The organism is Kosakonia sp. CCTCC M2018092 (genome assembly GCF_003864115.1).
Classification (GTDB): Bacteria; Pseudomonadota; Gammaproteobacteria; order Enterobacterales; family Enterobacteriaceae; genus Kosakonia; species Kosakonia cowanii.
Genome location: NZ_CP034225.1, coordinates 3,087,490 through 3,114,339, shown reverse-complemented (window position 1 = coordinate 3,114,339; position 26,850 = coordinate 3,087,490). Strand labels below are relative to the sequence as shown.

General features: G+C 57.0%; 22 protein-coding genes and 1 pseudogene. 9 read left to right on the top strand and 14 right to left on the bottom strand.

What is annotated here, in order from left to right; all coding sequences use genetic code 11:
• Positions 1-25: 25 nt before the first annotated feature.
• Positions 26-586 (top strand): WG repeat-containing protein, encoded by a 561-nt coding sequence (locus tag EH164_RS14815; RefSeq protein WP_023481543.1) that lies wholly within the window; start codon positions 26-28, stop codon positions 584-586.
• A gap of 5 nt (positions 587-591) precedes the next feature.
• On the opposite strand, the gene EH164_RS14810 is transcribed toward EH164_RS14815, so the two are convergent.
• From EH164_RS14810 to poxB, 4 genes are all read right to left on the bottom strand, one after another.
• Positions 592-1,605: an NAD(P)-dependent oxidoreductase gene (locus EH164_RS14810; protein ID WP_023481285.1), complete on the bottom strand. Its 1,014-nt coding sequence runs from the start codon at positions 1,603-1,605 to the stop codon at positions 592-594.
• Between the two features lie 90 nt (positions 1,606-1,695).
• Positions 1,696-3,132 (bottom strand): DUF2867 domain-containing protein, encoded by a 1,437-nt coding sequence (locus tag EH164_RS14805; protein ID WP_124968911.1) that lies wholly within the window; start codon positions 3,130-3,132, stop codon positions 1,696-1,698.
• 9 nt (positions 3,133-3,141) lie between these two features.
• A complete protein-coding gene (gene ltaE, locus EH164_RS14800; protein WP_124968909.1) occupies positions 3,142-4,140 on the bottom strand; it encodes a low-specificity L-threonine aldolase in 999 nt (332 codons plus the stop codon).
• Between the two features lie 38 nt (positions 4,141-4,178).
• On the bottom strand, positions 4,179-5,897 hold the full coding sequence (gene poxB / locus EH164_RS14795; protein WP_124968907.1) for a ubiquinone-dependent pyruvate dehydrogenase: 1,719 nt from the start codon (positions 5,895-5,897) through the stop codon (positions 4,179-4,181).
• A gap of 152 nt (positions 5,898-6,049) precedes the next feature.
• Between poxB and EH164_RS14790 the strand changes: the two genes are divergently transcribed.
• On the top strand, positions 6,050-6,478 hold the full coding sequence (locus EH164_RS14790; protein ID WP_124968905.1) for a DoxX family protein: 429 nt from the start codon (positions 6,050-6,052) through the stop codon (positions 6,476-6,478).
• Between the two features lie 225 nt (positions 6,479-6,703).
• Here EH164_RS14790 and hcr read toward each other — a convergent pair whose 3' ends face one another.
• The 3 genes from hcr to EH164_RS14775 form a co-directional block, all read right to left on the bottom strand.
• Positions 6,704-7,672: an NADH oxidoreductase gene (gene hcr / locus EH164_RS14785; RefSeq protein WP_124968903.1), complete on the bottom strand. Its 969-nt coding sequence runs from the start codon at positions 7,670-7,672 to the stop codon at positions 6,704-6,706.
• 10 nt (positions 7,673-7,682) lie between these two features.
• A complete protein-coding gene (gene hcp / locus EH164_RS14780) occupies positions 7,683-9,335 on the bottom strand; it encodes a hydroxylamine reductase (RefSeq protein WP_124968901.1) in 1,653 nt (550 codons plus the stop codon).
• Positions 9,336-9,479: 144 nt separating this feature from the next.
• Positions 9,480-10,379 (bottom strand): lysine exporter LysO family protein, encoded by a 900-nt coding sequence (locus tag EH164_RS14775; RefSeq protein ID WP_124968899.1) that lies wholly within the window; start codon positions 10,377-10,379, stop codon positions 9,480-9,482.
• 177 nt (positions 10,380-10,556) lie between these two features.
• Between EH164_RS14775 and EH164_RS14770 the strand changes: the two genes are divergently transcribed.
• Positions 10,557-12,215, top strand: a complete 1,659-nt coding sequence (locus EH164_RS14770) for an ATP-dependent endonuclease (RefSeq protein WP_124968897.1) — start codon at positions 10,557-10,559, stop codon at positions 12,213-12,215.
• On the opposite strand, the gene EH164_RS14765 is transcribed toward EH164_RS14770, so the two are convergent.
• On the bottom strand, positions 12,212-13,168 hold the full coding sequence (locus EH164_RS14765; protein WP_023481607.1) for a VirK/YbjX family protein: 957 nt from the start codon (positions 13,166-13,168) through the stop codon (positions 12,212-12,214). The two genes, EH164_RS14770 and EH164_RS14765, sit on opposite strands and share 4 nt — an antisense overlap.
• A 159-nt stretch (positions 13,169-13,327) precedes the next feature.
• Between EH164_RS14765 and macA the strand changes: the two genes are divergently transcribed.
• A complete protein-coding gene (gene macA / locus EH164_RS14760) occupies positions 13,328-14,443 on the top strand; it encodes a macrolide transporter subunit MacA (RefSeq protein ID WP_054804028.1) in 1,116 nt (371 codons plus the stop codon).
• On the top strand, positions 14,440-16,386 hold the full coding sequence (macB, locus tag EH164_RS14755) for a macrolide ABC transporter ATP-binding protein/permease MacB (protein ID WP_124968895.1): 1,947 nt from the start codon (positions 14,440-14,442) through the stop codon (positions 16,384-16,386). Before macA ends, macB begins: the two co-directional genes overlap by 4 nt.
• Positions 16,387-16,449: 63 nt before the next feature.
• On the opposite strand, the gene cspD is transcribed toward macB, so the two are convergent.
• Positions 16,450-16,671 (bottom strand): cold shock-like protein CspD, encoded by a 222-nt coding sequence (gene cspD / locus EH164_RS14750; RefSeq protein WP_023481381.1) that lies wholly within the window; start codon positions 16,669-16,671, stop codon positions 16,450-16,452.
• A 572-nt stretch (positions 16,672-17,243) separates the two neighbouring features.
• Between cspD and EH164_RS14745 the strand changes: the two genes are divergently transcribed.
• The 4 genes from EH164_RS14745 to EH164_RS14730 all read left to right on the top strand — a co-directional run bounded on the left by EH164_RS14745 (position 17,244) and on the right by EH164_RS14730 (position 21,879).
• Positions 17,244-18,401: a triacylglycerol lipase gene (locus EH164_RS14745; protein ID WP_124968893.1), complete on the top strand. Its 1,158-nt coding sequence runs from the start codon at positions 17,244-17,246 to the stop codon at positions 18,399-18,401.
• A gap of 330 nt (positions 18,402-18,731) precedes the next feature.
• On the top strand, positions 18,732-19,052 hold the full coding sequence (gene clpS, locus EH164_RS14740; RefSeq protein WP_023481436.1) for an ATP-dependent Clp protease adapter ClpS: 321 nt from the start codon (positions 18,732-18,734) through the stop codon (positions 19,050-19,052).
• A gap of 31 nt (positions 19,053-19,083) precedes the next feature.
• Positions 19,084-21,372 (top strand): ATP-dependent Clp protease ATP-binding subunit ClpA, encoded by a 2,289-nt coding sequence (gene clpA / locus EH164_RS14735; protein ID WP_023481807.1) that lies wholly within the window; start codon positions 19,084-19,086, stop codon positions 21,370-21,372.
• A gap of 147 nt (positions 21,373-21,519) precedes the next feature.
• Positions 21,520-21,879, top strand: coding sequence for a hypothetical protein (locus EH164_RS14730; protein ID WP_124968891.1), 360 nt, complete (start codon positions 21,520-21,522; stop codon positions 21,877-21,879).
• A gap of 101 nt (positions 21,880-21,980) precedes the next feature.
• Here EH164_RS14730 and infA read toward each other — a convergent pair whose 3' ends face one another.
• The 5 genes and pseudogenes from infA to cydD form a co-directional block, all read right to left on the bottom strand.
• On the bottom strand, positions 21,981-22,199 hold the full coding sequence (gene infA / locus EH164_RS14725) for a translation initiation factor IF-1 (RefSeq protein ID WP_001040187.1): 219 nt from the start codon (positions 22,197-22,199) through the stop codon (positions 21,981-21,983).
• Positions 22,127-22,303, bottom strand: a pseudogene (locus tag EH164_RS22790) (hypothetical protein); the annotation flags it as partial. The pseudogene EH164_RS22790 and the gene infA, both read right to left, overlap by 73 nt.
• Positions 22,304-22,488: 185 nt before the next feature.
• The gene (aat, locus tag EH164_RS14720; RefSeq protein WP_124968889.1) at positions 22,489-23,190 is read right to left on the bottom strand and encodes a leucyl/phenylalanyl-tRNA--protein transferase; all 702 of its coding nucleotides are present in this window, start codon (positions 23,188-23,190) and stop codon (positions 22,489-22,491) included.
• 102 nt (positions 23,191-23,292) lie between these two features.
• Positions 23,293-25,014: a cysteine/glutathione ABC transporter ATP-binding protein/permease CydC gene (gene cydC / locus EH164_RS14715; RefSeq protein WP_124968887.1), complete on the bottom strand. Its 1,722-nt coding sequence runs from the start codon at positions 25,012-25,014 to the stop codon at positions 23,293-23,295.
• The gene (cydD, locus tag EH164_RS14710) at positions 25,015-26,781 is read right to left on the bottom strand and encodes a cysteine/glutathione ABC transporter permease/ATP-binding protein CydD (RefSeq protein WP_124968885.1); all 1,767 of its coding nucleotides are present in this window, start codon (positions 26,779-26,781) and stop codon (positions 25,015-25,017) included.
• Between the last annotated feature and the right edge of the window lie 69 nt (positions 26,782-26,850).

Below are 26,850 nucleotides of genomic sequence, written 5' to 3'. Positions count from 1 at the left end.
CCGGCTTATGACGAGGTCAATGGAGATGGGTTTACGCATCCTTACCGGCGCGCTGCTGATGGCGGCTTTTGCCGCTCACAGTGCGCCGACACCGCCCTTTAGTTGTTCATACTGGGATAAAAAAACGGACAACGTCGAGACCCTCGCCAACTGCGCCACTCTGCAGGAGGGCAAGCTGGTGTTTCTGCCGGAGCTGTTCGAAAAGAGCCAGGATGTGGATGGCATGTCGTGGGTTGGCTTATATGATTACACTCGCCAGGCCGGGCTGCCGGATGCCGATTACTATGTCCGCGCGCCGGATCGCTACCTGCCGGTAGTGCATTTCGACAACGGGCCGGACTGGTTTGTCGAAGGGCTGGTGCGCGCCCGGCAGAATGGCAAAGTGGGCTACTGGGACGATTCGTTCCGCAACCATATTGCGCCGCAGTTTGATTACGCCTGGCAGTTTCAGGAGGGTAAAGCGCTGGTCTGTAACGGCTGCAAACCGCAGCGCGAGGGCGAACATATGGCCCTTGGAGGCGGCGAGTGGTTTTACATCAATAAAAACGGCCAGCGGGTTTCCGAGATCAGGTCCGGGCCGTTTTGAGTCGTTTAGCGGTGCAGCTTGCCGTGATCTTTTAGCCAGAACGCCGTGCGTCTGATGCCCTCATCGAGCGTGACAATCGGCGTGTAGCCCAGCTCCTGCTGCGCGCGTTTGATATCCAGCGTGAAATCAAAATTGAGCTTCGAGACGCCGTAATGGGTAAAGGCGGGCTCTTTCGCGCGCTTGTCGCCGAAGCGCTCCATACTGCGCGCCACCATATCCAGCATGGTGTAAGGCACGGAGCGAATACGGCAGTCGATGCCCAGCTCATCAATCAACGTCTGCACAATGGTGCGCAGCGAGCGCGGTTCGCCGTTGGTGATATTAAAGGCGCGCCCGGAGGGAAGGGCGTCGCACTCGGTCTGGCTCGCCAGCCACATCGCATGCACCGCGTTTTCGTAGTAGGTCATATCGACCAGCGCATCGCCGCCGCGCGGCAGTAGCACGCTGCGGTAGTGCTGCATCATCTGCGCCAGGCGCGGGATAAAGACTTTATCGTGCGGGCCAAACAGGCTCTGCGGGCGCAAAATGGTAAAGCGGGTTTGCGGGTTCGCCTGCGCCAGCAGATCGATAACCTGCTCCCCGGCGGCTTTACTGCGGGCAAACTCGTTGGCGAAGCGCCGCGGGCGGAACGCTTCGTCAATATCGCGGTGGTGGTGATAATCGAAATAGAGCGACGGCGAGGAGATATGGATAAAGTTACGCACGCCCCAGGCAACCGCCCATTCGCCGAGACGGCGTGTGGCGCGCACGTTGGCGAGATCAAACGCTTCCTGAGTACCCCATGGTGAGGTAAAACTCGAGCAGTGCCACAAAGTGTCGATACCCGCGAGCATCACTTTCGCCTGCGAAGAGACCAGCTGGGTTAAATCCGCCGGTACAAACTCAGCGCCCATCTTGCAGAGCAGCTTGCCCATCGCTTCGTTGCGGCCCGTCGCCCGGACTGCAATGCCTTTTTGCCGCAGATATTCGACCGCGTTTCGGCCTAAACCGCTGGTTGCGCCCGTGACCAGAACCTTCATAGCAATCCACTGTGTTAAGCGTTTATCGCGCGCATTCTTTCGTGAATCACGTCGTGATGCAATGGGATTGTTAAAAGAAAGGCGACAGGCTCAGACTTTTTCACTGCATTTTTCCGCAAGCCTGGCGATACGTTGCGCCATACCGCGAAAAATAAACAGATGCGCCGGAAACATCAGCAGCCAGTAAAAGAGCCCCGGCATACCGTGCGGATGCCACCAGGCGCGCACATCCAGCACCCGGCAATTACCCTTATCCGTCACGGTAAAAACTAACCGCCCAAGCCCCGGCGCTTTCATGCCAAACAGCAGGGCAAGCTGCTGCTGCGGCTCAACGATAATCACCTTCCAGCTGTCTACCGCATCGCCAACCTGCAAATAGGGGCGTTGCGGCCGCCCGTGCGCCAGCTTATGGCCGATAAGCCTGTCGAGCGCGGCGCGGGTTTGCCACAGAGGATTGCCAAAAAAGTAGCGCTCTTTGCCGCCGATACCGTTGATCACCTGCCATAACGCCTGCGCGCTGGCCTGGGTGGTAACGCTGAAACCGGCCTGCTTCGGGTAGTAGCCATATTGCGGACGCCAGCGGGAGAAAGCCTGCGGATCGTAGCCCCAGTCGCTGGAGTTCACCAGCTTCTCCTCCTCCTTGAGCGTCCGGCGTACCGATTCATCAAAGGGGATCAGCGTTTGCGGAATTAACGCGCGCAGGGTGCGGTCATCCGCCAGCAGGTCATGTTTCAGCCCCTGGATTAACGCTTTGGCAATAGAGGGCGGCACGGAGGTGATGAGGTGTAAAAACCACACCGAGATAAGCCGTGTAGGCAGCGGCAGCGGGATCAGCGGGCGCTTGACGCCGCTCACCGCCATAAAGCGGATAAACTGCTGCTGATAGGTGAGCACCTCCGGCCCTGCGGCTTCAAACACCCGGTGCGTATTGGCCGGATGGTTGAGTAGCTCAAGCAGGTAGTGCAGCAGATTCTCCAGCGCGATGGGGGTGGTGCGCGAGCGCACCCAGCGCGGCGGGGTCAGCACCGGCAGGTTAAAGACCATGTCGCGCATCACTTCAAACGCCGCCGAACCGGCACCAACAATGATCCCGGCGCGCAGCTCGGTGACGGGCACGCCCGCGGCGCGCAGCAGATCGCCGGTGTGCTGGCGCGCCAGCAGATGATCGGAGTCGCTGCCTTCGTGGGCTTGCAGGGAGCTGAGGTAGATCACCTGTTTCACGCCGGAGCCCTGTAGCGCGTCGCGCACATTCAGGGCGATCTGCCGCTCGTGGGCAACAAAGTCGCCGCTCTCGCCCATGCTGTGCACCAGATAGTAGAGGGTATCGACATCCTCCAGCAGTGCGGGCAGCGCCTGCGGCCAGAAGAGGTCAATCTCATGCAGCGAGACATTCGCCAGCGCCAGCTTTCGCAGCCGCCCTAAGCGCCGCGCTACGGCTTTCACCTGATGATCCTGCTCGCTGAGGGCTTGTACCAGCCGCTGCCCGATATAGCCGCTGGCACCAAGCACCGCGATTCGCTGCGCCACATTTGCTCCTTAGCGCTGCAAAAAGGCCTGCCAGTGGCGAACCACCTCGCCAAGCTGCTGGCGGCTGACATCCAGATGCGTCACCAGCCGCACCACGCTGCCCGCGGTGATCGTCACCCCGCGCTCGCGCATAAACGCGCCCAGCGCCTGGGCGTTATCCCCCACGCGAACAAATACCATATTGGTATCGTGACGCATCACGTCGGCGCCGAGTTCGCGCAGTTGTGTCGCCAGCCAGGCGGCGTTCTCATGATCCTCTTTCAGCCGCTCAACGTTGTTTTTAAGCGCATAGAGCCCGGCTGCGGCAAGAAAGCCCGCCTGGCGCATGCCGCCGCCGGTCATCTTGCGCCAGCGGTTAGCGCGGGCAATATAGGCTTTATCACCGACCAGCAGCGAGCCAACCGGCGTGCCGAGACCTTTGGAGAGGCAGATGGTGAAAGAGTCGCAATATTGCGCGATCGCTTTTAAATTGCAGCCATACTCCACCAGCGCGTTAAAGATGCGCGCGCCGTCAACGTGCAGCGCCAGCCTGCGCTCGCGGGTGAACGCCCAGGCCTGTTGCAGGTAGTCGCGCGGCAGCACTTTGCCGTTGTGGGTGTTTTCAAGGCTCAGCAGTTTAGTGCGGGCAAAGTGGATATCATCCGCTTTGATTTTTGCCGCGACTTTATCCAGCGGCAGCGTGCCGTCGGCGGCAGCATCAATCGGCTGGGGCTGAATACTGCCGAGCACCGCCGCACCGCCCGCTTCGTAGAGATAGTTATGCGCGCCCTGGCCGACGATGTACTCTTCGCCGCGTTCGCAGTGGCTGAGCAGGGCGACCAGGTTAGCTTGTGTGCCGGTGGGTAAAAAGAGGGCGGCCTCTTTGCCGCTCAGTTCAGCGGCGTAGGCCTGAAGTTCATTAACCGTCGGGTCATCGCCATACACATCATCCCCGACCGGGGCGGCCATCATTGCCTCCAGCATGGCGCGTCCAGGTCGGGTCACGGTGTCACTGCGTAAATCAATCACGGCATTTCCTTATCTTGCGATGGGTAATGCCCTCTGTTTTACCTGAGCCAGTTGGTTTTCGCCAGTTCAACCACCTCATCGCCGCGCCCGTTAATGATCGCGCGCAGCATATAGAGGCTGAAGCCTTTCGCCTGCTCAAGTTTGATTTGCGGTGGCATGGCCAGCTCCTCTTTGGCGACGGTGACGTCAATCAGCACCGGGCCATCAATGGCGAAGGCACGCTGCAACGCTTCGTCAACGTCGGAGGATTTCTCTACGCGAATGCCGGTGATGCCGCACGCTTCGGCGATGCGGGCAAAGTTTGTGGCCTGCAATTCGGTGCCATCGGTCAGATAGCCGCCCGCTTTCATCTCCATTGCCACAAAGCCGAGCACGCTGTTGTTAAAGACGACGATCTTCAGCGGCAGCTTCATCTGCGCCACCGAGAGGAAATCGCCCATCAACATGCTAAAACCGCCATCACCGCACATCGCCACCACCTGGCGCTGCGGGAAGGTGGCCTGAGCGCCAATCGCCTGCGGCATGGCGTTAGCCATCGAGCCGTGGTTAAAGGAGCCAACCAACCGGCGCTTGCCGTTCATCTTCAGGTAGCGCGCGGCCCAGACGGTCGGTGTGCCGACATCGCAGGTGAAAATGGCGTCATCATCGGCGAAATCACTGATGCGCTGGGCCAGATATTGCGGGTGGATCGCCTTATCGCTCGGCTTCGCCAGATCGTCCAGCCCTTTGCGGGCATCGCGGTAGTTCTCCAGCGCTTTATCGAGGAAGGCGCGATCCGATTTCTGCTCCAGCAGCGGCACCAGCGCCGTCAGCGTCGCTTTGATATCGCCGACCAGCGCCATATCCACTTTACTGTGCGCACCGAGGCTCGCCGGGTTGATATCAATCTGGATGATCTTCGCATCGCTCGGGTAGAAGGCGCGGTAGGGGAACTGGGTGCCGAGCAGCACCAGCGTGTCGGCATTCATCATGGCGTGAAAGCCGGACGAGAAGCCAATCAGCCCGGTCATGCCGACATCAAAGGGGTTGTCATACTCAACGTGCTCTTTACCGCGCAGGGCGTGAACAATCGGCGCGTTGAGCTTACCGGCGAAGGCCAGCAGCTCTTTATGCGCACCGGCACAGCCGCTGCCGCACATCAGCGCCACATTGCTGGAGTAACGCAGCAGTTGCGCCAGCTTTTGCAGCTCCTCCTCGGCGGGAACCACCACCGGCTGCGGGGCGCGATACCAGTGGCTGCTGGCGCTTTCCGGTGCCGCCTGCAGGGCAACATCGCCGGGCAGCACCACGACGGAGACGCCACGGTTGAGGATCGCTTTGCGCATGGCAATCGCCAGCACTTGCGGGATCTGCTCCGGGTTGGAGACCAGCTCGCAGTAGTGGCTGCATTCACGGAAAAGCTCCTGCGGATGCGTCTCCTGAAAATAGCCGCTGCCGATTTCGCTCGATGGAATATGTGCGGCGATGGCCAGCACCGGTACGCGGTTGCGGTGGCAGTCAAACAGGCCGTTGATCAGGTGCAGGTTGCCCGGCCCGCAGGAGCCTGCGCACACGGCCAGTTCGCCCGAGACCTGCGCTTCTGCACCTGCGGCAAAGGCGGCGACCTCTTCATGGCGGGTGGGCATCCAGTCGATGGTGCCCATGCGGTTCAGGCTGTCGCTCAGCCCGTTAAGGGAGTCGCCGGTGACGCCCCAAATCCGTTTTACGCCCGCCTGTTCGAGGGTTTTGGCGATATATGCGGCCACTGTCTGTTTCATATTGAGGCTCCTTTTTGTGATCACGATTACAAGCTTAGACAATCAACAGGTAACGAGGCGGGAATATTATATCCATAAGTGAAACAGGGGTTTATTTTGACAGTGAAGAGGCATAGGTTGGTGTCATTCAACGAAAACAGGAATAATTTCAGATGGTTAAATCATTGTTAAATTCAGTTAATAAGATGTTTTCGCATGAGGATTTAGGGCGCTTGCTGCTGCGTCTGGCAGTCGGCGGGCTGATGCTGTTTCACGGCGTGCATAAGCTGATTGGCGGGGTTGATGGCATTGCCGGGATGCTGGCGGCCAAAGGGCTGCCGGGGTTTATCGCTTACGGCGTGCTGGTGGGGGAAGTGCTCTGCCCGGTGCTGATTATTCTCGGTATTTTTACCCGCCCGGCGGCGCTGGTGCTGGCGTTTACCATGGTTGTCGCCTGGCTGATGGTGGGCATTGGCGAAACCGGTTCGCTTGATGTGACCGGGGCGTGGGCGATTGAGAGTATTGTTTACTTCTTCCTTGGCGCGCTGGCGGTGGCGTTTATGGGAGCAGGGCGATATTCCGTGGCGCCCGCGTGGAAGTAATGGCGATGTAAAAATGCCGGATGGCGGCTGTCGCCTTATCCGGCCTACAGGTTCAGCGCATGTTCTGCATTGCCGGATGGCGGCTGTCGCCTTATCCGGCCTACAGGTTCAGCGCATTTTGTGCATTGCCGGATGGCGGCTAACGCCTTATCCGGCCTACCAGGGCATGTCACCTTTGTTGTAGGCCGGATAAGCGCAGCGCCATCCGGCACGTTGACTTGCACCTTACGCTAAAACCAAATCCCCCTGCGGGTGGCAGGAGCAGGCGAGCACAAACCCCTCGGCAATCTCCTTCTCGGTCAGCGTCATGGTGCTGCTGACTGAGTACTCCCCGGAAATCACCTGCGTTTTGCAACAGCCGCAAACGCCTGCGCGACAGGCGGCGTTGACCGGCATTTTGTTGCTCTCCAGCGCCTCCAGCAGCGTGCTGCCTACCGGCGCATAGAAGGTTTTCATCGGCGACAGCTTGCTGAACTTCAGCCCGCTGGTGGCGGCTTCGGCAACCGGGGTAAAGAACTGCTCTTTAAAGAAGCGCGTAACGCCGAGGGCTTTCACCTCCTGCTCAACCCATGCCATATAGGGTGCCGGGCCGCAGGTCATCACCGTACGCGCACTCAGATCCGGCACCGCGCTCAGCAGCTCGCGGCTTAAGCGCCCCGCCACAAAACCGTCGGTGGCGTTATGCTCCGCCACCAGCGTCACCGGATAGTTTTGCCACTCATCGGCAAAGATCACATCCTGCGGCGAGCGCACGCTGAAAATCACCTGCACATCCGCCTGCGGACGGTGCTTCGCCAGCCAGCGGCGCATCGACATAATCGGCGTCACGCCGCAGCCTGCCGCCAGCAGCAACAGCTTATCGTTCGGTTCGTTATCGCAGGTAAATTCCCCCTGCGCGTCGGAGAGCCAGAGATAACCGCCGCGCTTAACCTCACGCGTCAGCCACTGCGAGCCTGTGCCCTCATCAATACGGCGAATGGTCAGCGTAATGTATTCACTGACGCCCGGCGTTGAGGAGAGCGTATAGGCACGCAGCGTGTTGGCGCTGTTGCCAATGCTCACCAGCGCATACTGCCCGGCGCGGTAGGGGTAGTAATCATGGCACAGCAGCGAAAGCGTCCAGACATCCGGCGTCTCCTGGTGGATATGGTGCACCTGCATCCGCCACGGGCATTGAGGGGTTGGCATGCTCATTTTTCGCTCCTTATGCGCTCAGTAACTGCTGCATATCCTGCTCGACGGTGGTCACCTGCCGCAGGCCAAACTTCTCGTTCAGCACCGCCAGCAGATCCGGCGTCAGGAAGCCTGGCGCGGTGGGTCCGGTAACGATATTTTTCACACCCAGCGAGAGCAGGGTCAGCAAAATGACAATCGCTTTCTGTTCAAACCACGAGAGCACCAGCGAGAGCGGCAGATCGTTAACGCCGCAGCCGAGCTTGTCGGCCAGCGTCACCGCCAGAATAATCGCCGAGTAGGCATCGTTACACTGCCCGGCATCGACCAGACGCGGCAGGCCTTCAATATTGCCAAAGTCGAGTTTGTTAAAGCGGTATTTACCGCAGGCCAGCGTCAGGATCAGGCAGTCGTCCGGCACCTGGGTGGCAAAATCGGTGAAGTAGCTGCGCTCCCCGCGCGCGCCGTCGCAGCCGCCGACCAGGAAGAGGTGGCGCAGTTTTTCCCGGCTCACCAGATCGATCAAGGTATCGACCGCGCCGAGCAGCGTCTGGCGACCAAAACCAACGGTGATCAGATGCTCGATTTCGCTAAACGGGAAGCCGGACATCTGCTGCGCCTGGCGGATCACCGGGGCAAAGTCGTCGCCTTCAAGGTGGTTAACGCCCGGCCAGCCGACGATGCTGCGTGTCCAGATACGATCGTCATAGGAACCGACGGTCGGGTCGATAATGCAGTTGGAGGTCATCACAATCGGGCCGGGGAAGCGGGCGAACTCTACCTGCTGGTTCTGCCAGCCGCTGCCGTAGTTACCGACCAGATGTTTAAATTTACGCAACTCCGGGTAACCGTGCGCCGGCAGCATTTCGCCATGGGTATAGACGTTAACGCCGGTGCCTTCGGTCTGTTGCAGCAGGTTATAGAGATCTTTCAGATCGTGACCGGAAATAAGAATGCATTTGCCCGCCACCGCTTTGACGTTGACCTGCGTTGGCGTCGGGTGGCCGTAGAGGCTGGTTTCACCGGCGTCGAGAATGCTCATCACGCTGAAGTTCATCTTGCCGATCTCCATTGCGCACTCCAGCAAGGCGTTCATATCCGCGGGCCAGGTGCCGAGCCACGCCATGATGTTGTGGTAGCGCGCGTAAAGATCATTATCATACTGGCCGAGCACGTGGGCGTGCTCCATATAGGCCGCCGCGCCTTTCAGGCCATACAGGCAGAGCAGGCGCAGGCCAAGAATGTTTTCGCCAATCGCCGCTTTATCTTTGTTCGGGGTAAATTCCTCAGCCTGGCGCTGCAACGCGCCGAGATCGTCGCTCACCAACTGTAAATCTGCCATCGGGTTGTCTACCTGCGCCTGCGGATCGATCGCCAGACAGAGGGCTTTCAGTGCTTCACGTTTGGCAATCGCTTCCCGGGCATAACCGATAATGCGCACCGAATCGAAGTTGACGTTAGTCAGGGTGGAGAAGAAGGCGCGCGGCGCGAAGTTATCAATCTCATGGTCAATCAGATCGTAGTCGCGCGCTTTGCAGGCCCAGGCAGAAAGCCCCTGTAAGGCGGCAATCAGTAGATCCTGGAGATCGGAGGTTTCGGCGGTTTTCCCGCACATCCCCTGCGCGTAAGAACAGCCATTTCCTGCCGGGGTACGGATGGTTTGTTCACATTGCACACAAAACATGGTCACACCTTCTTTAAAGTTATATTTAAAATACATGTTTAAGATTAATAGGGCAGACGAAGGCGTGAAAGGTCTTTTAGCGGCTATTTACGCAGAGATTGATTTAGCGCAAGTTTGGCGGCAGAAACCCACCGCCGAAGGCGATCAGGCGGAGAAGAGGGCCATTAATAGCGGCACCAACAGGCTGAGCACGAATCCGTGGACAATGGCGGCGGGCACCATCTCCAGCCCGCCAGAGCGCTGCAACACCGGCAGGGTGAAATCCATCGACGTCGCGCCGCATAACCCCAGCGCCGTGGAGCAACTGCGGCCAATTAAGCCAGGAATTAGCATAATGGCGATCAACTCGCGCGCCAGATCGTTAAAGAACGCCGCGCTGCCAATCACCGGACCAAAGGATTCAGTGAGCAGGATCCCGGAAAGAGAGTACCAGCCAAAGCCGGAGGCCATCGCCAGCCCGGTTCTCAGCGGCAAATCGAGAAGTAGCGCGTTGATCACGCCACCCAGCAGCGAACTGGCGGTAACCACAACTGCGATGATCATTCCGCGGCGGTTGAGCACAATCTGTTTCAGGGTCATGCCGCTGTTACGCAGCTGAATACCGACCAGCAGCAGCAGGAAGATCAGCGTGTATTCGCTGGCTTCTGTCGCGTGCTGCAAAAACGCAAGCCCGCTCAGGCCAATCACAAAACCGAGCAGCACCACGCCGCACAGGCGCAATGACTCGAGCGCCATCGCCAGCCGCGACGGCAGCACTTCCTGCTGATGGTGATGGTTCCAGGGCAGGGATCGCTCCAGCCACAGCAGCGCACAGGCGTTGCAGAGTAAAATAATCACCACGCTGACTGCGGAATAATGCAATATCGACAGCAGGTTAGCGCTAAGGTTATCAAGGAAGGCGAGGCTGATACCCATAAAAAAGAGGATCACGTAGACAATCCAGCTGAGCAGTTTATTGATCAGTTTGAGTGCAGCAGCATGACGCAGCGGAATGAGGTAGCCCGCGACCAGCGGCAGAAGAATAATTAACAATCCTGAAAACATGAACAGCCCAAATCCTTACGTAAATTTATATGCACTGCAACACACTACAGAAAGGCTGAAAGTGAGTAAAGCTGCGAAAAGTGAGTGATTTTATGCAAATGCAGATTTCAATGGCGCTTCCCGCCTGCCGTTATGCTGTTGGCGCAGGGAGAGGGCAACACACCAGGAGGATGAGAGATGATTCTGGAGCGAGTTGAGGTTGTGGGATTTCGGGGTATTAATCGCCTCTCATTGCAGCTTGAACAGAACAACGTGTTGATTGGTGAGAACGCGTGGGGCAAATCAAGCCTGCTGGATGCGCTCACCCTGCTGCTGTCGCCGCAAAACGATCTCTACCACTTTGTGCGCGATGACTTCTGGTTCCCGCCGGGCGACATCAACGGCCGCGAGCACCACCTGCACATTATTCTCACCTTTCGCGAATCGGAGCCGGGGCGGCATAAAACGCGGCGCTATCGCCCGCTGGCGGAGTGCTGGGTGCCCAGTGACGATGGTTATCACCGTCTCTTTTACCGCCATGAAGGGGAGCTTTCCGTCGGGGGCGAAGTAAGGACGCTGCGCGGTTTTCTCGACACTAAAGGCGAACTGCTGCCGCTGCGTGACAGTGATGAGATGGCGCGCCAGCTGATTCGCCTCTCGCCGGTGCTACGCCTGCGCGATGCGCGTTTTATGCGGCGGCTGCGCAGCGGTGGCACGCCGGAAACCCCGCTGCTGGAGAGCACCGCGCGCCAGCTCGATTTTCTCTCCCGCGAGCTGGTCTCACGCCCGCAAAACCTGACCGATGCGCAGATCCGCCACGGCTTGTCGGCGATGGTGCAACTGCTGGAGCACTACTTTGCCGAGCAGGGCAGCGGTACGTCGCTGCCGCGCCTGATGCGCCGCCGCTCCCATGATGAGCAGCGCAGCTGGCGCTATCTCGACACCATCAACCGCATGATTGATAAGCCCGGCGGGCGTATGTACCGGGTGATCCTGCTGGGCTTTTTTTCCACGCTATTGCAGGCCAAAGGCTCTGTGCGCCTCGACCGCGATGCGCGTCCGCTGTTGCTGGTGGAAGATCCCGAAACGCGGCTGCATCCGATTATGCTCTCCGTCGCCTGGCAGTTGCTAAACCTGTTGCCGTTGCAGCGTATTACCACCACGAACTCCGGCGAACTGCTGTCGCTGACGCCCGTCGAGCATGTCTGCCGGCTGGTGCGTGAGTCATCACGCGTTGCGGCGTGGCGTCTCGGGCCGGGCGGCCTGAGCGCAGAGGATGGGCGGCGCATCGCGTTTCATATTCGCGTCAACCGCCCCTCATCGCTGTTTGCCCGCTGCTGGCTGCTGGTCGAGGGGGAGACGGAAACCTGGGTGATTAACGATCTCGCCCGCCAGTGCGGGCACCACTTTGATGCTGAAGGGATAAAGGTGATTGAGTTTGCGCAGTCCGGGCTGAAGCCGCTGATTAAATTCGCCCGCCGGATGGGCATTGAGTGGCATGTGCTGGTGGATGGCGATGAAGCGGGGAAAAAATATGCCGCCACCGTGCGCGGCGTACTCGATAACCATCCCGATCAGGTGCGCGTTCATTTAACCGAGCTGCCGGCGCGCGACATGGAGCATTTTATGTATCGCGAAGGGTTTGATGATGTCTATCACCGCGTGGCACAACTGCCAGCAAACGTGCCGATGAACGCGCACCGGGTGATCACCAAAGCGATCCACCGTGCCTCAAAACCGGATCTGGCCATTGAGGTGGCGATGGAAGCGGGCAGGCGCGGCGTGGAGGCGATCCCGCCGCTGCTGCGTAAAATGTTCTCCCGCGTGCTGTGGCTGGCGCGCGGGAGAGCCGATTAACGCTGGCAGCGCTCGGCAGTCTGGCTTTGCAGGCTGTCGAGCAGCTCATAACGGCGGCGATACTCTGCGCGTTTTTTGCTGGCGATCTCCTCAATCGGTTTACGCGGCATCATCAGTGGCAGCACAAAGTCTCTCTGTCCATCGACAACGCCACCCAGCGACGCCCAGAAGCTGTTGTAATCTGCATGCAGCTGGCGCAGTTTTTTCTTGCGATAGCGCAGGCTCTGGTAAATGTGCGTTTCATTGCTTACCGCGCGGATCGCTTCCACTTCGAGGAACTGCGCCAGCATCATTGCCGCCTCAACCAGCAGCCGCTTCGGGAACAGACCGTGACAGGCTTTGGTCGCGCCCTGGATCGCTTCGTGCGGCACATGGGATTTTGGCCCTTGCAGCCCGCCAATATAGAGCGTGGTCAAGCCGTTAAACGGGCAGACGGTGAAGGTGAGGCGCGCCAGCGGGGTCTCCAGCGCGTCATAAAAGGTGAGCGTCGCTTCGCCCTCTTTATCCAGCGCGGCATCTGACCAGAGGCGGATGGTGTAACTCTGCTCATCTTTCCCCGTCAGCCGGGCCAGCGTGCAGCCCGACGTCGTGAGATAGCTGTTCACCATCCCTTCGGGCAGCAGGCGGTTAAAGCTGTCGTAATGCCAGCAGATCGCCTCGCTGGTCTGCTGACGCGTCAGATTGACGGAGAGCCAGGGGCGGTGTAACCGGCACGGCAGACCCGGCTGCATATGCAGCTTGCGGGCAAGGTGCGGCTGGTCAACGAGACGTGACAAAAAGTGTGCGGTAGCAAAAGGCATCGCCAGCGAGCGCAGCAGGAATTTACGCCGGTGGGAGCCTTTCTCCCAGGCGGGTCCCGGCACCAGATCGCCGGAAAGAAGAGAAGCGAATAGCTGCCAGGCCGTTTTCGGTAGCGGCCGTTGAGGTTCAAAAACAGTAGCGATAACGGACATGGTGCAACTCACATTTCATTAAGAGATGTCAATTTCATCAGGTGCTGACTCAACGCCTCTTCAATGGATAAGGGAGAAAATGCGAAGATGAGGTTTCGTTGAGCCGCGGTTTAGTTAAAATTGCACTTTCCATCGCATGTCCGATTATCTGGAAATTTTATGAAACTGAAGGGAAAACGCAGGACAGGGTTGTTTGTGCTGATCGTCATCATTGTGCTGGCGGCTTTCTGGCTCTGGAGCAAGCTAAATGCGCCGGTGGTGCAGTATCAGACGCTGATTGTTAAGCCGGGCGAGCTGCAGCAAATGGTGCTGGCGACCGGCAAGCTCGACGCGCTTCGCAAAGTTGACGTCGGCGCGCAGGTCAACGGTGAGTTACAACGCCTGACGGTCAATATCGGCGATAAGGTGAAGAAAGATCAGCTGCTGGGCATCATTGACCCGGCGCAGGCGGAAAACCAGATTAAGGAAGTGGAAGCGACGCTGATGGAGCTGCGGGCGCAGCGCCGCCAGGCGCAGGCCGAGCTAAAGCTGGCGCAGGTGACTTACGGTCGTCAGCAGCAACTGGTGCAGAGCCACCTGGTGTCGCGCCAGGATCTTGACACCTCGGCCACGGATGTCGCCGTAAAGCAGGCGCAGATTGGCACTATCGATGCGCAGATCAAACGTAACCAGGCGACGCTCGATACGGCAAAAACCAATCTCGATTACACCCGTATTCTCGCGCCGATGGACGGCGAAGTGACGCAAATCACCACTCTGGAAGGGCAGACGGTGATTGCTATGCAGCAGGCACCGAACATTCTGACGGTCGCGGACATGAGCACCATGCTGGTGAAAGCACAGGTCTCCGAAGCGGATGTTATTCATCTCAAACCGGGGCAAAAAGCGTGGTTCACCGTGCTGGGCGATCCGGGCACCCGCTATGAAGGGGTACTGAAAGATATTCTGCCGACGCCGGAGAAGGTCAACGACGCCATCTTCTACTATGCGCGTTTTGAAGTGCCCAACCCGCAGGGCGTGCTGCGCCTGGAGATGACTGCCCAGGTGCAGATCCAGCTCACCGGGCAGAAAAACGTGCTGACCATTCCGCTGGCGGCGCTCGGCGAGCCGGTTGGTGATAACCGCTATAAGGTCAAAGTGCTGCGCAATGGCGAAACGCGCGAGCGGGAAGTGATCCTCGGCGCACGTAATGATACCGATGTGGTGGTGGTCAAAGGGCTGGACGCGGGCGATGAAGTGGTGATCGGCGAGCGGAAAGAGGGCGCGGCGCAATGACCGCCCTGCTTGAACTAAAGGATATTCGTCGCAGCTACCCCTCCGGCGACGGCATGGTGGAAGTGCTGAAAGGCATTACCCTCACCATAAACGCTGGCGAGATGGTGGCGATTGTGGGTGCTTCCGGCTCCGGGAAATCGACGCTGATGAATATTCTCGGCTGTCTTGATAAACCGACCCGCGGCACCTATCGCGTGGCGGGAACGGATGTCTCGACACTTAGCGGCGACGCGCTGGCGCAGCTGCGCCGCGAGCACTTTGGTTTTATCTTCCAGCGCTACCATCTGCTCTCCCATCTGACTGCTGCGCAGAATGTTGAAGTACCGGCGGTCTATGCCGGGACGGAGCGCAAAGCGCGGCTGGCGCGTGCTAAAGAGTTGCTGACGCGCCTCGGGCTTGGCGATCGCAGCGAGTATCAACCCTCGCAGCTCTCCGGCGGCCAGCAGCAGCGCGTCAGTATTGCGCGTGCGTTGATGAACGGCGGGCAGGTGATCCTCGCCGATGAGCCGACCGGCGCGCTGGACAGCCACTCCGGCGAAGAGGTGATGGCGATCCTCCATCAACTGCGCGATCGCGGCCACACGGTGATTATTGTCACCCACGATCCGCAGGTTGCCGCGCAGGCCGAGCGGATCATTGAGATCCGCGATGGTGAAATCATTGCCAATCCGCCAGCAAAAATTTCCGCCACCTCTGCGGCAAAGCATGAAAGCGTTGTCACCTCCGTCGGCGGCTGGCGGCAGTTCACCAGCCGTTTCCAGGAGGCGCTGACCATGGCCTGGCGGGCGATGGCGGCCAACAAGATGCGCACCTTGCTCACCATGCTCGGCATTATTATCGGTATCGCCTCGGTGGTGTCGATTGTGGTAGTGGGCGATGCGGCCAAACAGCTGGTGCTGGCGGATATCCGCTCTATCGGCACCAACACCATTGATGTCTACCCCGGCAAAGATTTTGGTGATGATGAGCCGCAAAACCAGCAGGCGCTGAAGTATGACGATCTGCTTGCCATTCAAAAGCAGCCGTGGGTGCGCTCAGCCACGCCATCGGTATCGCAAAACCTGCGTCTGCGTTACGGCAATATCGACGTAGCAGCCAGCGCGAATGGCGTGAGCGGGCAATATTTTAACGTCTACGGTATGACCTTTAGCGAAGGCACCGCATTTAACGCCGAGCAGCAGGGCAGGCGCGCGCAGGTGGTGGTGCTCGACAGCAATACCCGGCGGCAGCTCTTCCCGGATAAGGCCAGCGTGGTGGGCGAAGTGATTCTGGTTGGTAATATGCCGGCGACGGTGATTGGTGTGGCGGAGGAGAAGCAGTCGATGTTCGGCAGTAGCAAGATCCTGCGCGTCTGGCTGCCTTACAGCACCATCGCCGGGCGAATTATGGGCCAGTCATGGCTCAACTCCATTACCGTGCGCGTAAATGAGGGCTACAGCAGTGAACAAGCCGAACAGCAGCTGACGCAACTGCTCAATCTTCGCCACGGTAAAAAGGATTTCTTTGTCTGGAATATGGACGGGGTGCTGAAAACGGCGGAGAAAACCACACGTACGCTGCAACTCTTTTTAACCTTGGTGGCGGTGATCTCGCTGCTGGTGGGCGGAATTGGCGTGATGAATATCATGCTGGTGTCGGTCACCGAGCGTACCCGGGAGATTGGCATCAGGATGGCGGTGGGCGCACGTGCGGGCGACGTGCTTTCGCAGTTTCTGATTGAGGCGGTGTTTGTCTGCCTGGTGGGCGGTGCGCTGGGTGTGATGCTGTCGATGCTGATCGCCTTCACTCTGCAACTCTTCCTCCCCGGCTGGGAGATTGGCTTCTCGCCGGTCGCGCTGTTAACGGCGTTTTTGTGCTCCACCTTTACCGGCGTGCTGTTTGGCTGGCTTCCTGCCCGCAATGCCGCCCGGCTCGATCCGGTGGATGCGCTGGCACGCGAGTAATAAAAATGCCAGCCCACCGGGCTGGCATTTCACTGCACTTTGTACACAACGAGGTCTCAGGCGTCAGGCTATCGCTTCCAGTTCTACTGGCACGATAAGACTGGCATGATTGCCTTTAGGGCCCTGGTGTACATCAAACCGGACCGTCTGCCCGGCTTTTAACGTTCTGTAACCATCCATCTGGATGGTGGAGTAATGGGCGAAGATATCTTCACCACCGCCTTCCGGGCAGATGAAGCCAAACCCTTTGGCATTGTTGAACCACTTTACAGTACCCATTTCCATGCTTCGACATCCTTCGTAAAACTTATTTAAGTAAGATGGAATGAACCGGTGGCGGAGCGACGGGTTGTTCAAAACCTCGCCAACTCACGACTCTACAATTTAGATAATTCGTATAACGCGTCAAGTATTTGGCAAGCATTCTGGGAGACAGCGCATCAATTTTTTGAAGCAGTTAACGCTATGGTGAAAAAATGTGATGCAGGTCTCGAATATGGCTATTCCACAGTCATATGTTGCGCAATGGAAAAATTAATTACCAGCGGTTTAAAATATAATTTAATCAGTAATTAATTCATGTGAATTATCCTAATTCAAATAAATTAATCACTCTTTTTCCTCAATGCGATAATTCAAAAATTATCCGAGAGCATTCTTGTATATTAATCCACTTTAAGGGGTGAAAAGAAAAGCACTGCCACAGGTACTATTAGCGTTGCAACGTTGGTGTAAATAAAAAGGATGAAGTTACATTGAAAACTTTAAAGAAATTATCTTTAGCGCTATTGGTATCAGCTTCACTTATCAATTCCTCTTACGTCGTGGCGGAAACGAACGATGTGGCCCCACAAATTATGGCCCAAAAAGGAAACCATTATCCCCTTATTTTTGTTCATGGTGTTATCGGCTGGGGCCCGGATGAGATGCTGGGTTTCAAATATTGGGGCGGGTTTGATGACACCATTGCCTATTTAAATAGCAATGGGGTTGACTCTTACGCCGCCGTTGTCGGCCCGGTTTCCAGCAACTGGGATCGCGCGGTCGAGCTCTATTACTATATTAAAGGCGGCACCGTTGATTATGGTGCCGCCCATTCACTGAAAGCGAATCATGCCCGCTACGGCAAAACCTACCCGGGCATCTATCCGCACTGGGATGAGCACCATAAGATCCACCTTGTTGGGCACAGTATGGGCGGGCTAACCAGCCGCCAGTTGGTGGATATGTTGCAGGATGGCAGTGAAGAGGAGCGCGCTTACCACGAATCACACCCGGAAACCGAAATCTCCCCGCTTTTTGAAGGCGGGAAAGATTATGTTTTCAGCGTCACGACCGTCGCCACGCCAAATAACGGCAGCTCGTTTGCACAAGATAAGAACCTGATCGTTGGCCTGATTGAAGATATGGTCCGCAAAGCGGCAACTATTGCTGGCGTATCGTCGCTCTCTTCATTTGTTTATGATTTCAAACTCGATCAGTTTGGCCTGCGTCGTGATCCGGACGAGAGCCTGGCTGAATATATTCGCGATGTTTTCAGCAGCAGTATCTGGGATTCGAAGGATATTGCCTCTTACGATCTCTCGGTAGTTGGTGTCAGTGCGAATAAGCAGTACCTGCAGACTAAGCCCAACGTCTATTATTTCTCACATACCGGTAAAACGACCGTTGGCGTGCCGTTTACCTCTTTCCAGATCCCCGGCGTCTATACCAATCCGCTGCTGGTGCCGTCCGCAACCTATATGGGCAAAACCATTACCGATCCGCAAACGTCGTTAATTAATGCCACCTGGACGACGAATGATGGGCTGGTGAATTCGGTTTCCAGCTATTACCCCTTTGGAGCCGATGCGAAGCCCTATGATGGTCAGCCGAAAAAAGGGCAGTGGAGCTATTACCCGGTAATGCACGATTGGGATCATCTCGACTTTATGGGATTTGATGTCGTCCCGCAGGCTTATGTTAACGCTTTCTATGCTGATGTTGCGAAGTCATTACTGGAGCTGGATAAATAGCCCAGAAATAAATAAAAAGACGAACCCTCAGCGGTTCGTTTTTTTATTTAGCAAGATCTTTGAAAATTAAAAAATAGAAAAATAAGATACATTGAAATCTTTTTACACAGGTGAAATGGCAAGGATCGCCAAAAAAACCTATAATCGAGCCATATAATGTGCACTAGCAGGACGTCTTCACATAACCATCCACTTTATGTTGTTATTCAAACGTAGGGCGATCCATTATAGTTGCCTGACATCTGATGCTGATTGAAAATGCATCTAAACTCATGTAATCGGCCGATTAGACGTGCGCCGGAACCTGTAACCTAAGATGAAGCGCTAACGATGGGCAAGAGCAATAGCTGGCTGGATTTTGAGCAATTGGCGGAAGATAAACTGCGCGACGCGCTCAAACCGCCATCGATGTACAAAGTAATGATCATGAACGATGACTACACGCCAATGGAATTTGTTATTGACGTGCTACAAAAGTTCTTTTCTTATGATGTTGAACGTGCAACGCAACTGATGCTAACGGTTCACTATCACGGTAAGGCTATCTGCGGTGTTTTCACCGCCGAGGTCGCGGAGACGAAAGTTGCCATGGTGAACAAGTATGCAAGGGAGAACGAGCATCCGTTGCTGTGTACGCTGGAAAAAGCCTGACGTCAGGCAATAAAACTTGGGGGAGGTGCCTATGCTCAATCAAGAACTGGAACTCAGTTTAAACATGGCTTTCGCCAGAGCGCGCGAGCACCGACATGAGTTTATGACCGTCGAGCACTTGTTACTGGCTCTGCTCAGTAACCCATCTGCCCGTGATGCGCTGGAAGCGTGTTCCGTGGATCTGGTGGCGCTGCGGCAGGAACTCGAGGCCTTCATCGAACAAACCACACCCGTCCTGCCGATGAGCGAAGAGGAGCGTGACACGCAACCGACGCTCAGCTTCCAGCGCGTTCTGCAGCGCGCGGTGTTTCACGTTCAGTCTTCCGGACGCAGCGAAGTCTCCGGTGCGAATGTGCTGGTTGCCATCTTTAGCGAGCAGGAGTCGCAAGCGGCTTACCTGCTGCGCAAACATGAAGTCAGCCGCCTTGACGTGGTGAACTTTATCTCTCACGGCACGCGCAAAGACGAGCCGGGTCCATCCTCTGACGCGGGCAGCAGCAGTAGCAGCCAGGCGAGCAGCGAAGAGCAAGCAGGCGGGGAGGAACGTATGGAAAACTTCACCACCAATCTTAATCAGCTTGCTCGCGTGGGCGGAATCGATCCGCTGATTGGACGTGGCAAAGAGCTTGAACGCGCCGTCCAGGTGCTGTGCCGCCGCCGTAAAAATAACCCGCTGCTGGTGGGGGAATCGGGCGTCGGTAAAACCGCGATTGCCGAAGGGCTGGCCTGGCGAATTGTGCAGGGCGACGTGCCGGAAATCATGGCCGACTGCACCATCTACTCGCTGGATATCGGCTCACTACTTGCGGGTACTAAATACCGCGGCGATTTCGAAAAACGCTTTAAGGCGCTGCTGAAACAGCTTGAGCAGGACAGCAATAGCATTCTGTTTATCGATGAGATCCACACCATCATCGGCGCAGGCGCTGCGTCCGGCGGGCAGGTTGACGCTGCGAACCTGATTAAACCGCTGCTCTCCAGCGGTAAGATCCGCGTGATGGGCTCCACGACCTATCAGGAGTTCAGCAACATCTTTGAAAAAGATCGCGCCCTTGCGCGCCGCTTCCAGAAAATTGATATCACTGAACCTTCCGTTGAGGAGACGGTGCAGATTATCAATGGCCTGAAGCCGAAATATGAAGCGCACCACGATGTGCGTTACACGGCGAAAGCGGTACGCGCCGCGGTTGAGCTGGCGGTGAAGTATATTAATGACCGCCATCTGCCGGATAAAGCGATTGACGTCATCGATGAGGCTGGCGCGCGGGCGCGGCTGATGCCGGTCAGCAAACGCAAGAAAACGGTTAACGTGGCGGATATAGAATCCGTGGTTGCCCGTATCGCGCGTATTCCTGAGAAGAGCGTCTCCCAGAGCGATCGCGATACGCTGAAAAGCCTCGGCGACCGCCTGAAAATGCTGGTGTTTGGTCAGGATAAAGCCATTGAGGCCTTAACCGAAGCGATCAAAATGAGCCGCGCAGGGCTGGGCCAGGACCATAAACCGGTCGGCTCCTTCCTGTTTGCTGGCCCAACCGGCGTCGGTAAAACCGAGGTGACGGTGCAGCTGTCGAAAGCGCTGGGCATTGAGCTGCTGCGCTTTGATATGTCCGAGTATATGGAGCGCCACACCGTGAGCCGTTTGATTGGTGCGCCTCCGGGCTATGTCGGTTTTGATCAGGGTGGCCTGCTGACCGACGCGGTGATCAAACATCCGCATGCGGTTCTGCTGCTCGATGAGATCGAAAAAGCGCATCCTGACGTCTTTAACATCCTGCTGCAGGTGATGGATAACGGGACGCTGACCGATAACAACGGGCGCAAGGCCGATTTCCGCAACGTCGTGCTGGTGATGACCACTAACGCAGGGGTGCGTGAAACCGAGCGTAAATCTATCGGCCTTATCCACCAGGATAACAGCACCGATGCGATGGAAGAGATCAAAAAGATCTTTACGCCGGAGTTCCGCAACCGTCTGGACAACATCATCTGGTTCGATCATTTGTCTACCGAGGTGATTCACCAGGTGGTCGACAAATTTATCGTCGAGCTTCAGGTGCAGCTGGATCAGAAGGGCGTCTCGCTGGAAGTCAGCCAGGAAGCGCGCGACTGGCTCGCAGAGAAAGGCTACGACCGTGCGATGGGTGCCCGACCGATGGCCCGCGTGATTCAGGACAACCTGAAAAAACCGCTCGCCAATGAGCTGCTGTTCGGCTCACTGGTTGATGGCGGCCAGGTGACCGTCACGCTGAATAAAGAGAAGAATGAGCTGGAGTATGGTTTCCACAGTGCGCAGAAGCACAAACCGGAAGCAGCACATTAATCTCTGCGTTAACCTTATTAAACCGGGCCCTGTGCCCGGTTTTTTTATGCCTGTCCGATAAGCGTGTGAAAAAGCGGCGCGCAGTTTTCTCTTCGTCAATGTAAGACAATTTCCCTTCATGGCATTAAACCGCGTGATTAACTCCATTTGCAGAGCGAACTGCGGTATGTATTGTTAATCTTCCTGGTTCAAATCATTGATATTAATAAAAATATTGCCTGGATTGCTGTTTTTTTGTACGTTGTCTTTAAGCGCAATAGCTCAGAGAAGGGTTATTGCCATGAAAAGGAATCAGTGGTTGGTCAAAAAGGAGAAGATAAGATGAAGCGTATTGTTACAGCCGTTCTATTGAGTTTCTTAGTGCTTGCTCCGCTTTCAGTAGAGGCGAATATCTGCAACGCGTTGAGTAAATGGCGCAAGGTTTGTCGCGATCCGGCGAACGGGCCGGACATAGGGACAGCAGAGTGGATCGCCTGTCGCGAGCGGGGCGGCTGCAACTATTCCTGATCGTTAAAAGCGGTTTTTGAAACAGCACTTGAAGCAGAAACAGAAAAGGCCGGGATTACCCGGCCTTTCAATTAGGTGCGCAGTTGCGCTAGCGGAAGATCTTAGCGGCTACGGAAGACAATGCGGCCTTTGCTCAGGTCGTACGGGGTCAGTTCCACAGTCACTTTATCGCCCGTCAGGATACGGATGTAGTTTTTACGCATCTTACCAGAGATATGCGCAGTGACCACGTGACCGTTTTCCAGTTCTACGCGGAACATCGTATTAGGTAACGTTTCAAGAACGGTACCCTGCATCTCAATATTGTCTTCTTTGGCCATCTAATCCTCGGGGGTATCACTACCATAATTTTTTGAATCGGCAAGATAATGCCGAAGTTCGTGTGTTAAGTAAAGATTTGTGCTGATAAAACGCAGCAAAACAGCTTTTGCCGATTCCCCGCACGCCGCAGCCAGAGCGCCAGTAAAGCGCAACCGTAAAGGGGAGCGATAGAAGTAAACGAAGGGCATCCCTGATACGAACGACTCCCGGATGGGGCGGGGCAACAGGCAAAAGCTGCTACGAGCGACCATTATAACACTCTGAATACAAATGTGCCGAAAACATTCTTCAACGAGCCGGAAAGAGCCGACGGGGCACCCAAAAGTGCGAAGGCAGCGCTACCTGACGTAATTCCGCGAGATAGTGCAGATAGTCGCGGCGCGGGATCTCCACCGCGCCAAGGGAGGCGGTGTGGCTATTAAGCACCTGGCAATCAATCAGCTTACCGCCAAGTCTCGCAAACTCTTCGCTAAAGGCCAGCAAGGCCGTTTTTGAGGCATTTACGCGTCGGCTGAACATCGACTCACCACAGAACAGCGATCCCTGCGCAACGCCATACATCCCACCAACCAGCTCGTCGTCTTCCCATACTTCTATCGAATGCGCGTGGCCCAGTTCATGTAAACGATGGTAGGCCATGACGATATCGGGCGTAATCCAGGTGCCTTCGTCGCGATCGTCTGAACAACCGTCAATGACCTGGCCGAAAGCGTGGTTCAGGGTCACGCGATAAGGTGAGGTTTTATGAAAGCGCTTCATGCTGCGGCTGACGTGAAAGTTTTCCGGCCATAATACGGCGCGCGGATCGGGCGACCACCAGAGGATAGGGTCGCCGGGTGAGAACCACGGAAAAATCCCGCGCTGGTAGGCCATCAGCAAACGCGCCGGACTTAGGTCGCCACCGAGCGCCAGCAGGCCGTTGGGTTCACGCAGCGCCGCTTCCGGCGAAGGGAATGCAATAGAGTGACGAGAAAGCTGAACCAGGCGCATGACCGCAACGCTCCACAATGCGACAAGTGACTTCTGTTAATATCGTCATCTTTCGCCCTCGCTTCAGTATTGGCGACGCGAGAGCGAAAATGAGTCAAACCGCTACAGACGCTGCTTAAACTGGTAGTACCGCCCCTGTTTCGCCATTAACGCTGCGTGATTACCTTGCTCAATTATTTGCGCGTTGTCCATTACAATTATCCGATCGTAATTTGCCAACCCGCGCAGACGATGGGTGACCATTAACAGGGTCTTGCCTTTCATCACTTCATTAAGAAGATCAAGGATTTGGCTCTCGGTTGAGGCATCGAGTCCTTCAGTCGGTTCATCCAGCAGCACCAGTGGGGCATCATGCAGCAGCGCGCGCGCAATCGCCAGGCGGCGCAGTTCACCGCCGGAGAGCTGACGTCCGCCTTCACCGAGCCAGGCATTAAGGCCATTCTCATCCAGCAGTTTCTCCAGACCCACGCGTTCCAGCGTCGCGCTCAGCACCTCATCGCTTGCCTGCGGCGAAGCCAGCAGTAAGTTATCGCGCAGCGTGGCGCTAAACAGATGAACGCGCTGCGGCACCATACTGATAAGCGAGCGCAGATCGGCCTCGGCATATGAGCTTAATGGCCGATCCTGTAGACGAATCTCGCCCTGCTGCGGATCCCAGGCGCGCGTCAGCAGTTGCAGCAACGTCGATTTACCACAGCCCGTGCGGCCTAAAATGGCAACATGCTCGCCTGCGGCAATCGACACGCTGAGACTCTCCAGCGCCCGCTGCGGCTGTCCCGGATAGCTAAACGACACATCGGTAAGCGCCACGCTAACCTGCTGCGGCACAGCGGTGCGCGTTGCAGGAAACGTGACTTCCGGCTGACAGTCGGTAAGCTGTGTCACCCGTGTGGCAGACGCGATAACTTGCCCAAGGTGCTGGAAAGCGCCGGTAACCGGGGCGAGCGCTTCGAACGCCGCCAGCGCACAGAAGACAAACAGCGCGATCAGGGCGCCAGGTTCGGTATTACCGCCGACATCACCGGAGGCGAACCACAGCATGATAATTACCGCCGCGCCGCTAATGGTCAGCATCACTGCCTGCGACACGGCGCTCAGATCGGACTGACGGCGCTGCGCCTCGTGCCAGCCTAATTCGGTATTTTCCAGCTGCTCGCGATAACGCTGGCTGGCACTAAAAATGGTGAGCTCTGCCTGACCCTGTAACCAGCTGGTCAATTGCTGGCGATATTGCCCGCGCAGCGCGGTGAGGTTTTCCCCCGTCGCTTTGCCGGCGCGATAAAAGAGGGGCGGAAGAATAAGCAGTGTCGCCAGCATAATGCCGCTTAGCATCAGAGCCAGCGAGAGATCGAGCACGCTCAGGCCGACCAGCACCACAATAATCACCACCAGCGCGCCCACCAGCGGCGAAATGACGCGCAGGTAGAGGTGATCAAGCGTATCGACATCGGCAACCACGCGGTTCAGCACATCGCCCTGACGAAAACGCGCCAGTCCGGCGGGGGAGAGGGGTAACAGCTTGCTGAAGGTAGTGACGCGCAGATGTTCCAAAACGCGGAACGTGGCATCGTGGCTGACCAGCCGCTCGAAATAGCGCCCGGCGGTACGGGTGATCGCCGCCCCGCGCACACCGGCGGCGGGCAACATATAGTTGAAACTATACAGCCCGGCGACGCCCACCACCGCCGAGGCCGACAGGAACCAGCCGGAAAGCGTCAACAGCCCAATACTGGCCAGCAGCGTAACGACCGCCAGCACCACACCCAGCGTCAGCATCCATTTGTGGCGTTTATATAATGCGAGATAAGGCAGCAAGGCGCGCATTTAAATCTCCTCCTGACGGTGTGCCAGCAGCGCGGCAAACACGCCTCCGGCGGCGGCAAGTTCGGCATAGCTGCCCTGTTCAATAATGCGTCCCTCCTGCATCACCCAAACGGCGTCCCACTCTGCAAGATTTTCCAGCTGGTGGGTCACCATCAGCGTAGTTTGCTGGTGCGAAGCGGTGGTCAGCGCCTGCATCACCCGCTGCTCGCTGTGGGCATCAAGGCTGGCGGAAGGTTCATCCAGCAAAAGCAACTGGCAGGAGGAGAGCAGGGCGCGGGCAACGGCAACGCGCTGCGCCTGGCCGACGGAGAGACGCACGGCCTGATCGCCAGGCTGCGTTTCCAGCCCTTCCGGTAACAGCGGTAGAAATTCGCTTACCCATGCCTTATCCAGCGCAGTGTGCAAGGCCGCCTCGCTGGCATCCGGGCGTGATAACAGCACATTCTCGCGCAGCGTGGCGGCAGGCAACTGCGGGTTTTGCCCGACCCAGCTTATCGCGTTGCGCCAGCTGTCGGGATCGATGGCGCTCAGTTCAATACCGTTAACGCGCAGCGAGCCTTCATAAGGCAGGAACCCTAACAGCGCGTTAATCAGCGAGCTTTTTCCCGATCCGCTGCGCCCGACCACCACAACCCGTGCTTTTGAGGAGAGGGTAAAGGTAAGCGGCCCGGCCAGCACCGCGCCTTCAGGCGATTTAACGATCAATTCTTCTGCCGTCAGGGTAATAGGTTCACCCGCGTTGAGCGTGATATCGCCGCGTTGCGGATGGGCGAGCGGCGCTTCCATAAAAGTTTTTAGGCTATCCGCCGCTCCCACTGCCTGCGCTTTCGCATGATAAAAGGTACCCAGATCGCGCAGCGGCTGGAAAAACTCCGGTGCCAGCACCAGCGCGAGGAAACCGGCAAACAGCGTTACGCCGGTACCGTAATGGCCGAAGTTGAGTTCGCCCAGATAGGAGAAGCCAAAGTAAACGGCGACCAGCGCAATGGAGAGCGACGCGAAAAACTCCAGTACCCCTGAGGAGAGAAACGCCAGGCGCAGCACTTCCATGGTGCGGCTGCGAAAATCCTGCGACGCACGGCGGATGCTTTCCGTTTCCGCTTCGCCACGGCCAAAAATACGCAGCGTCTCCATGCCGCGCAGGCGGTCAAGGAAGTGGCCACTCAGGCGCGCCAGCGCTTTAAAGTTACGGCGGTTGGCATCGGCTGCGCCCATCCCGACCATTGCCATAAACAGCGGGATCAGCGGCGCGGTGCCAAGCAGGATCAGCGCCGCAGCCCAGTTAATCGGGAAAAGGGTAATCACAATCAGCAGCGGGACGCTTGCCGCCAGCGCCATTTGCGGCAAATAGCGGGCGTAAAAATCATGCATATCGTCGATTTGCTCAAGGATCAGCGTCGCCCAGCTGCCAGCGGGTTTACCTTGGATCCATGCCGGTCCGGCCTGTTGCAGACGGTCCAGCACGCGGCGGCGGATCGCAAAGCGGATCTGCGCCCCGGCATGAAATCCTACGCGTTCGCGTAGCCAGACCACCCAACTGCGCAGAATAAAGACCAGCACCAATAGCGCAAAGGGCAGCAGCAGTGCCTCGCGCGGAATGTGCTCGATAATCATATGGTTGAGAATGCTGGCGAGTAGCCAGGCTTGCGCGACGATCAGGACGCCGCTTACCACGCCAAGCAGGCGGGAGAGCGTCAACCAACGACGAGAGATAATGCTTTGCTGTTTTAACCAGCGAGTGAGTTCTTGCTGACGGGTTTTATTCATTGCGCGCTTTGCAGGTGAAGTTATCGGATTTTTAGCCTGCGCAATGTTACAACGGTGCAAAAATAAAGG

Coding starts and splice junctions, on each gene's coding strand:
- EH164_RS14745 (WP_124968893.1), top strand. CDS start 17,244: ATGGCCCAAAAAGGAAACCATTATCCCCTTATTTTTGTTCATGGTGTT.
- poxB (WP_124968907.1), bottom strand. CDS start 5,897: ATGAAACAGACAGTGGCCGCATATATCGCCAAAACCCTCGAACAGGCG.
- cydD (WP_124968885.1), bottom strand. CDS start 26,781: ATGAATAAAACCCGTCAGCAAGAACTCACTCGCTGGTTAAAACAGCAA.
- hcr (WP_124968903.1), bottom strand. CDS start 7,672: ATGAGCATGCCAACCCCTCAATGCCCGTGGCGGATGCAGGTGCACCAT.
- clpA (WP_023481807.1), top strand. CDS start 19,084: ATGCTCAATCAAGAACTGGAACTCAGTTTAAACATGGCTTTCGCCAGA.
- cydC (WP_124968887.1), bottom strand. CDS start 25,014: ATGCGCGCCTTGCTGCCTTATCTCGCATTATATAAACGCCACAAATGG.
- cspD (WP_023481381.1), bottom strand. CDS start 16,671: ATGGAAATGGGTACTGTAAAGTGGTTCAACAATGCCAAAGGGTTTGGC.
- hcp (WP_124968901.1), bottom strand. CDS start 9,335: ATGTTTTGTGTGCAATGTGAACAAACCATCCGTACCCCGGCAGGAAAT.
- infA (WP_001040187.1), bottom strand. CDS start 22,199: ATGGCCAAAGAAGACAATATTGAGATGCAGGGTACCGTTCTTGAAACG.
- EH164_RS14770 (WP_124968897.1), top strand. CDS start 10,557: ATGATTCTGGAGCGAGTTGAGGTTGTGGGATTTCGGGGTATTAATCGC.
- macA (WP_054804028.1), top strand. CDS start 13,328: ATGAAACTGAAGGGAAAACGCAGGACAGGGTTGTTTGTGCTGATCGTC.
- macB (WP_124968895.1), top strand. CDS start 14,440: ATGACCGCCCTGCTTGAACTAAAGGATATTCGTCGCAGCTACCCCTCC.
- EH164_RS14775 (WP_124968899.1), bottom strand. CDS start 10,379: ATGTTTTCAGGATTGTTAATTATTCTTCTGCCGCTGGTCGCGGGCTAC.
- EH164_RS14790 (WP_124968905.1), top strand. CDS start 6,050: ATGGTTAAATCATTGTTAAATTCAGTTAATAAGATGTTTTCGCATGAG.
- EH164_RS14810 (WP_023481285.1), bottom strand. CDS start 1,605: ATGAAGGTTCTGGTCACGGGCGCAACCAGCGGTTTAGGCCGAAACGCG.
- aat (WP_124968889.1), bottom strand. CDS start 23,190: ATGCGCCTGGTTCAGCTTTCTCGTCACTCTATTGCATTCCCTTCGCCG.
- clpS (WP_023481436.1), top strand. CDS start 18,732: ATGGGCAAGAGCAATAGCTGGCTGGATTTTGAGCAATTGGCGGAAGAT.
- EH164_RS14815 (WP_023481543.1), top strand. CDS start 26: ATGGGTTTACGCATCCTTACCGGCGCGCTGCTGATGGCGGCTTTTGCC.
- EH164_RS14765 (WP_023481607.1), bottom strand. CDS start 13,168: ATGTCCGTTATCGCTACTGTTTTTGAACCTCAACGGCCGCTACCGAAA.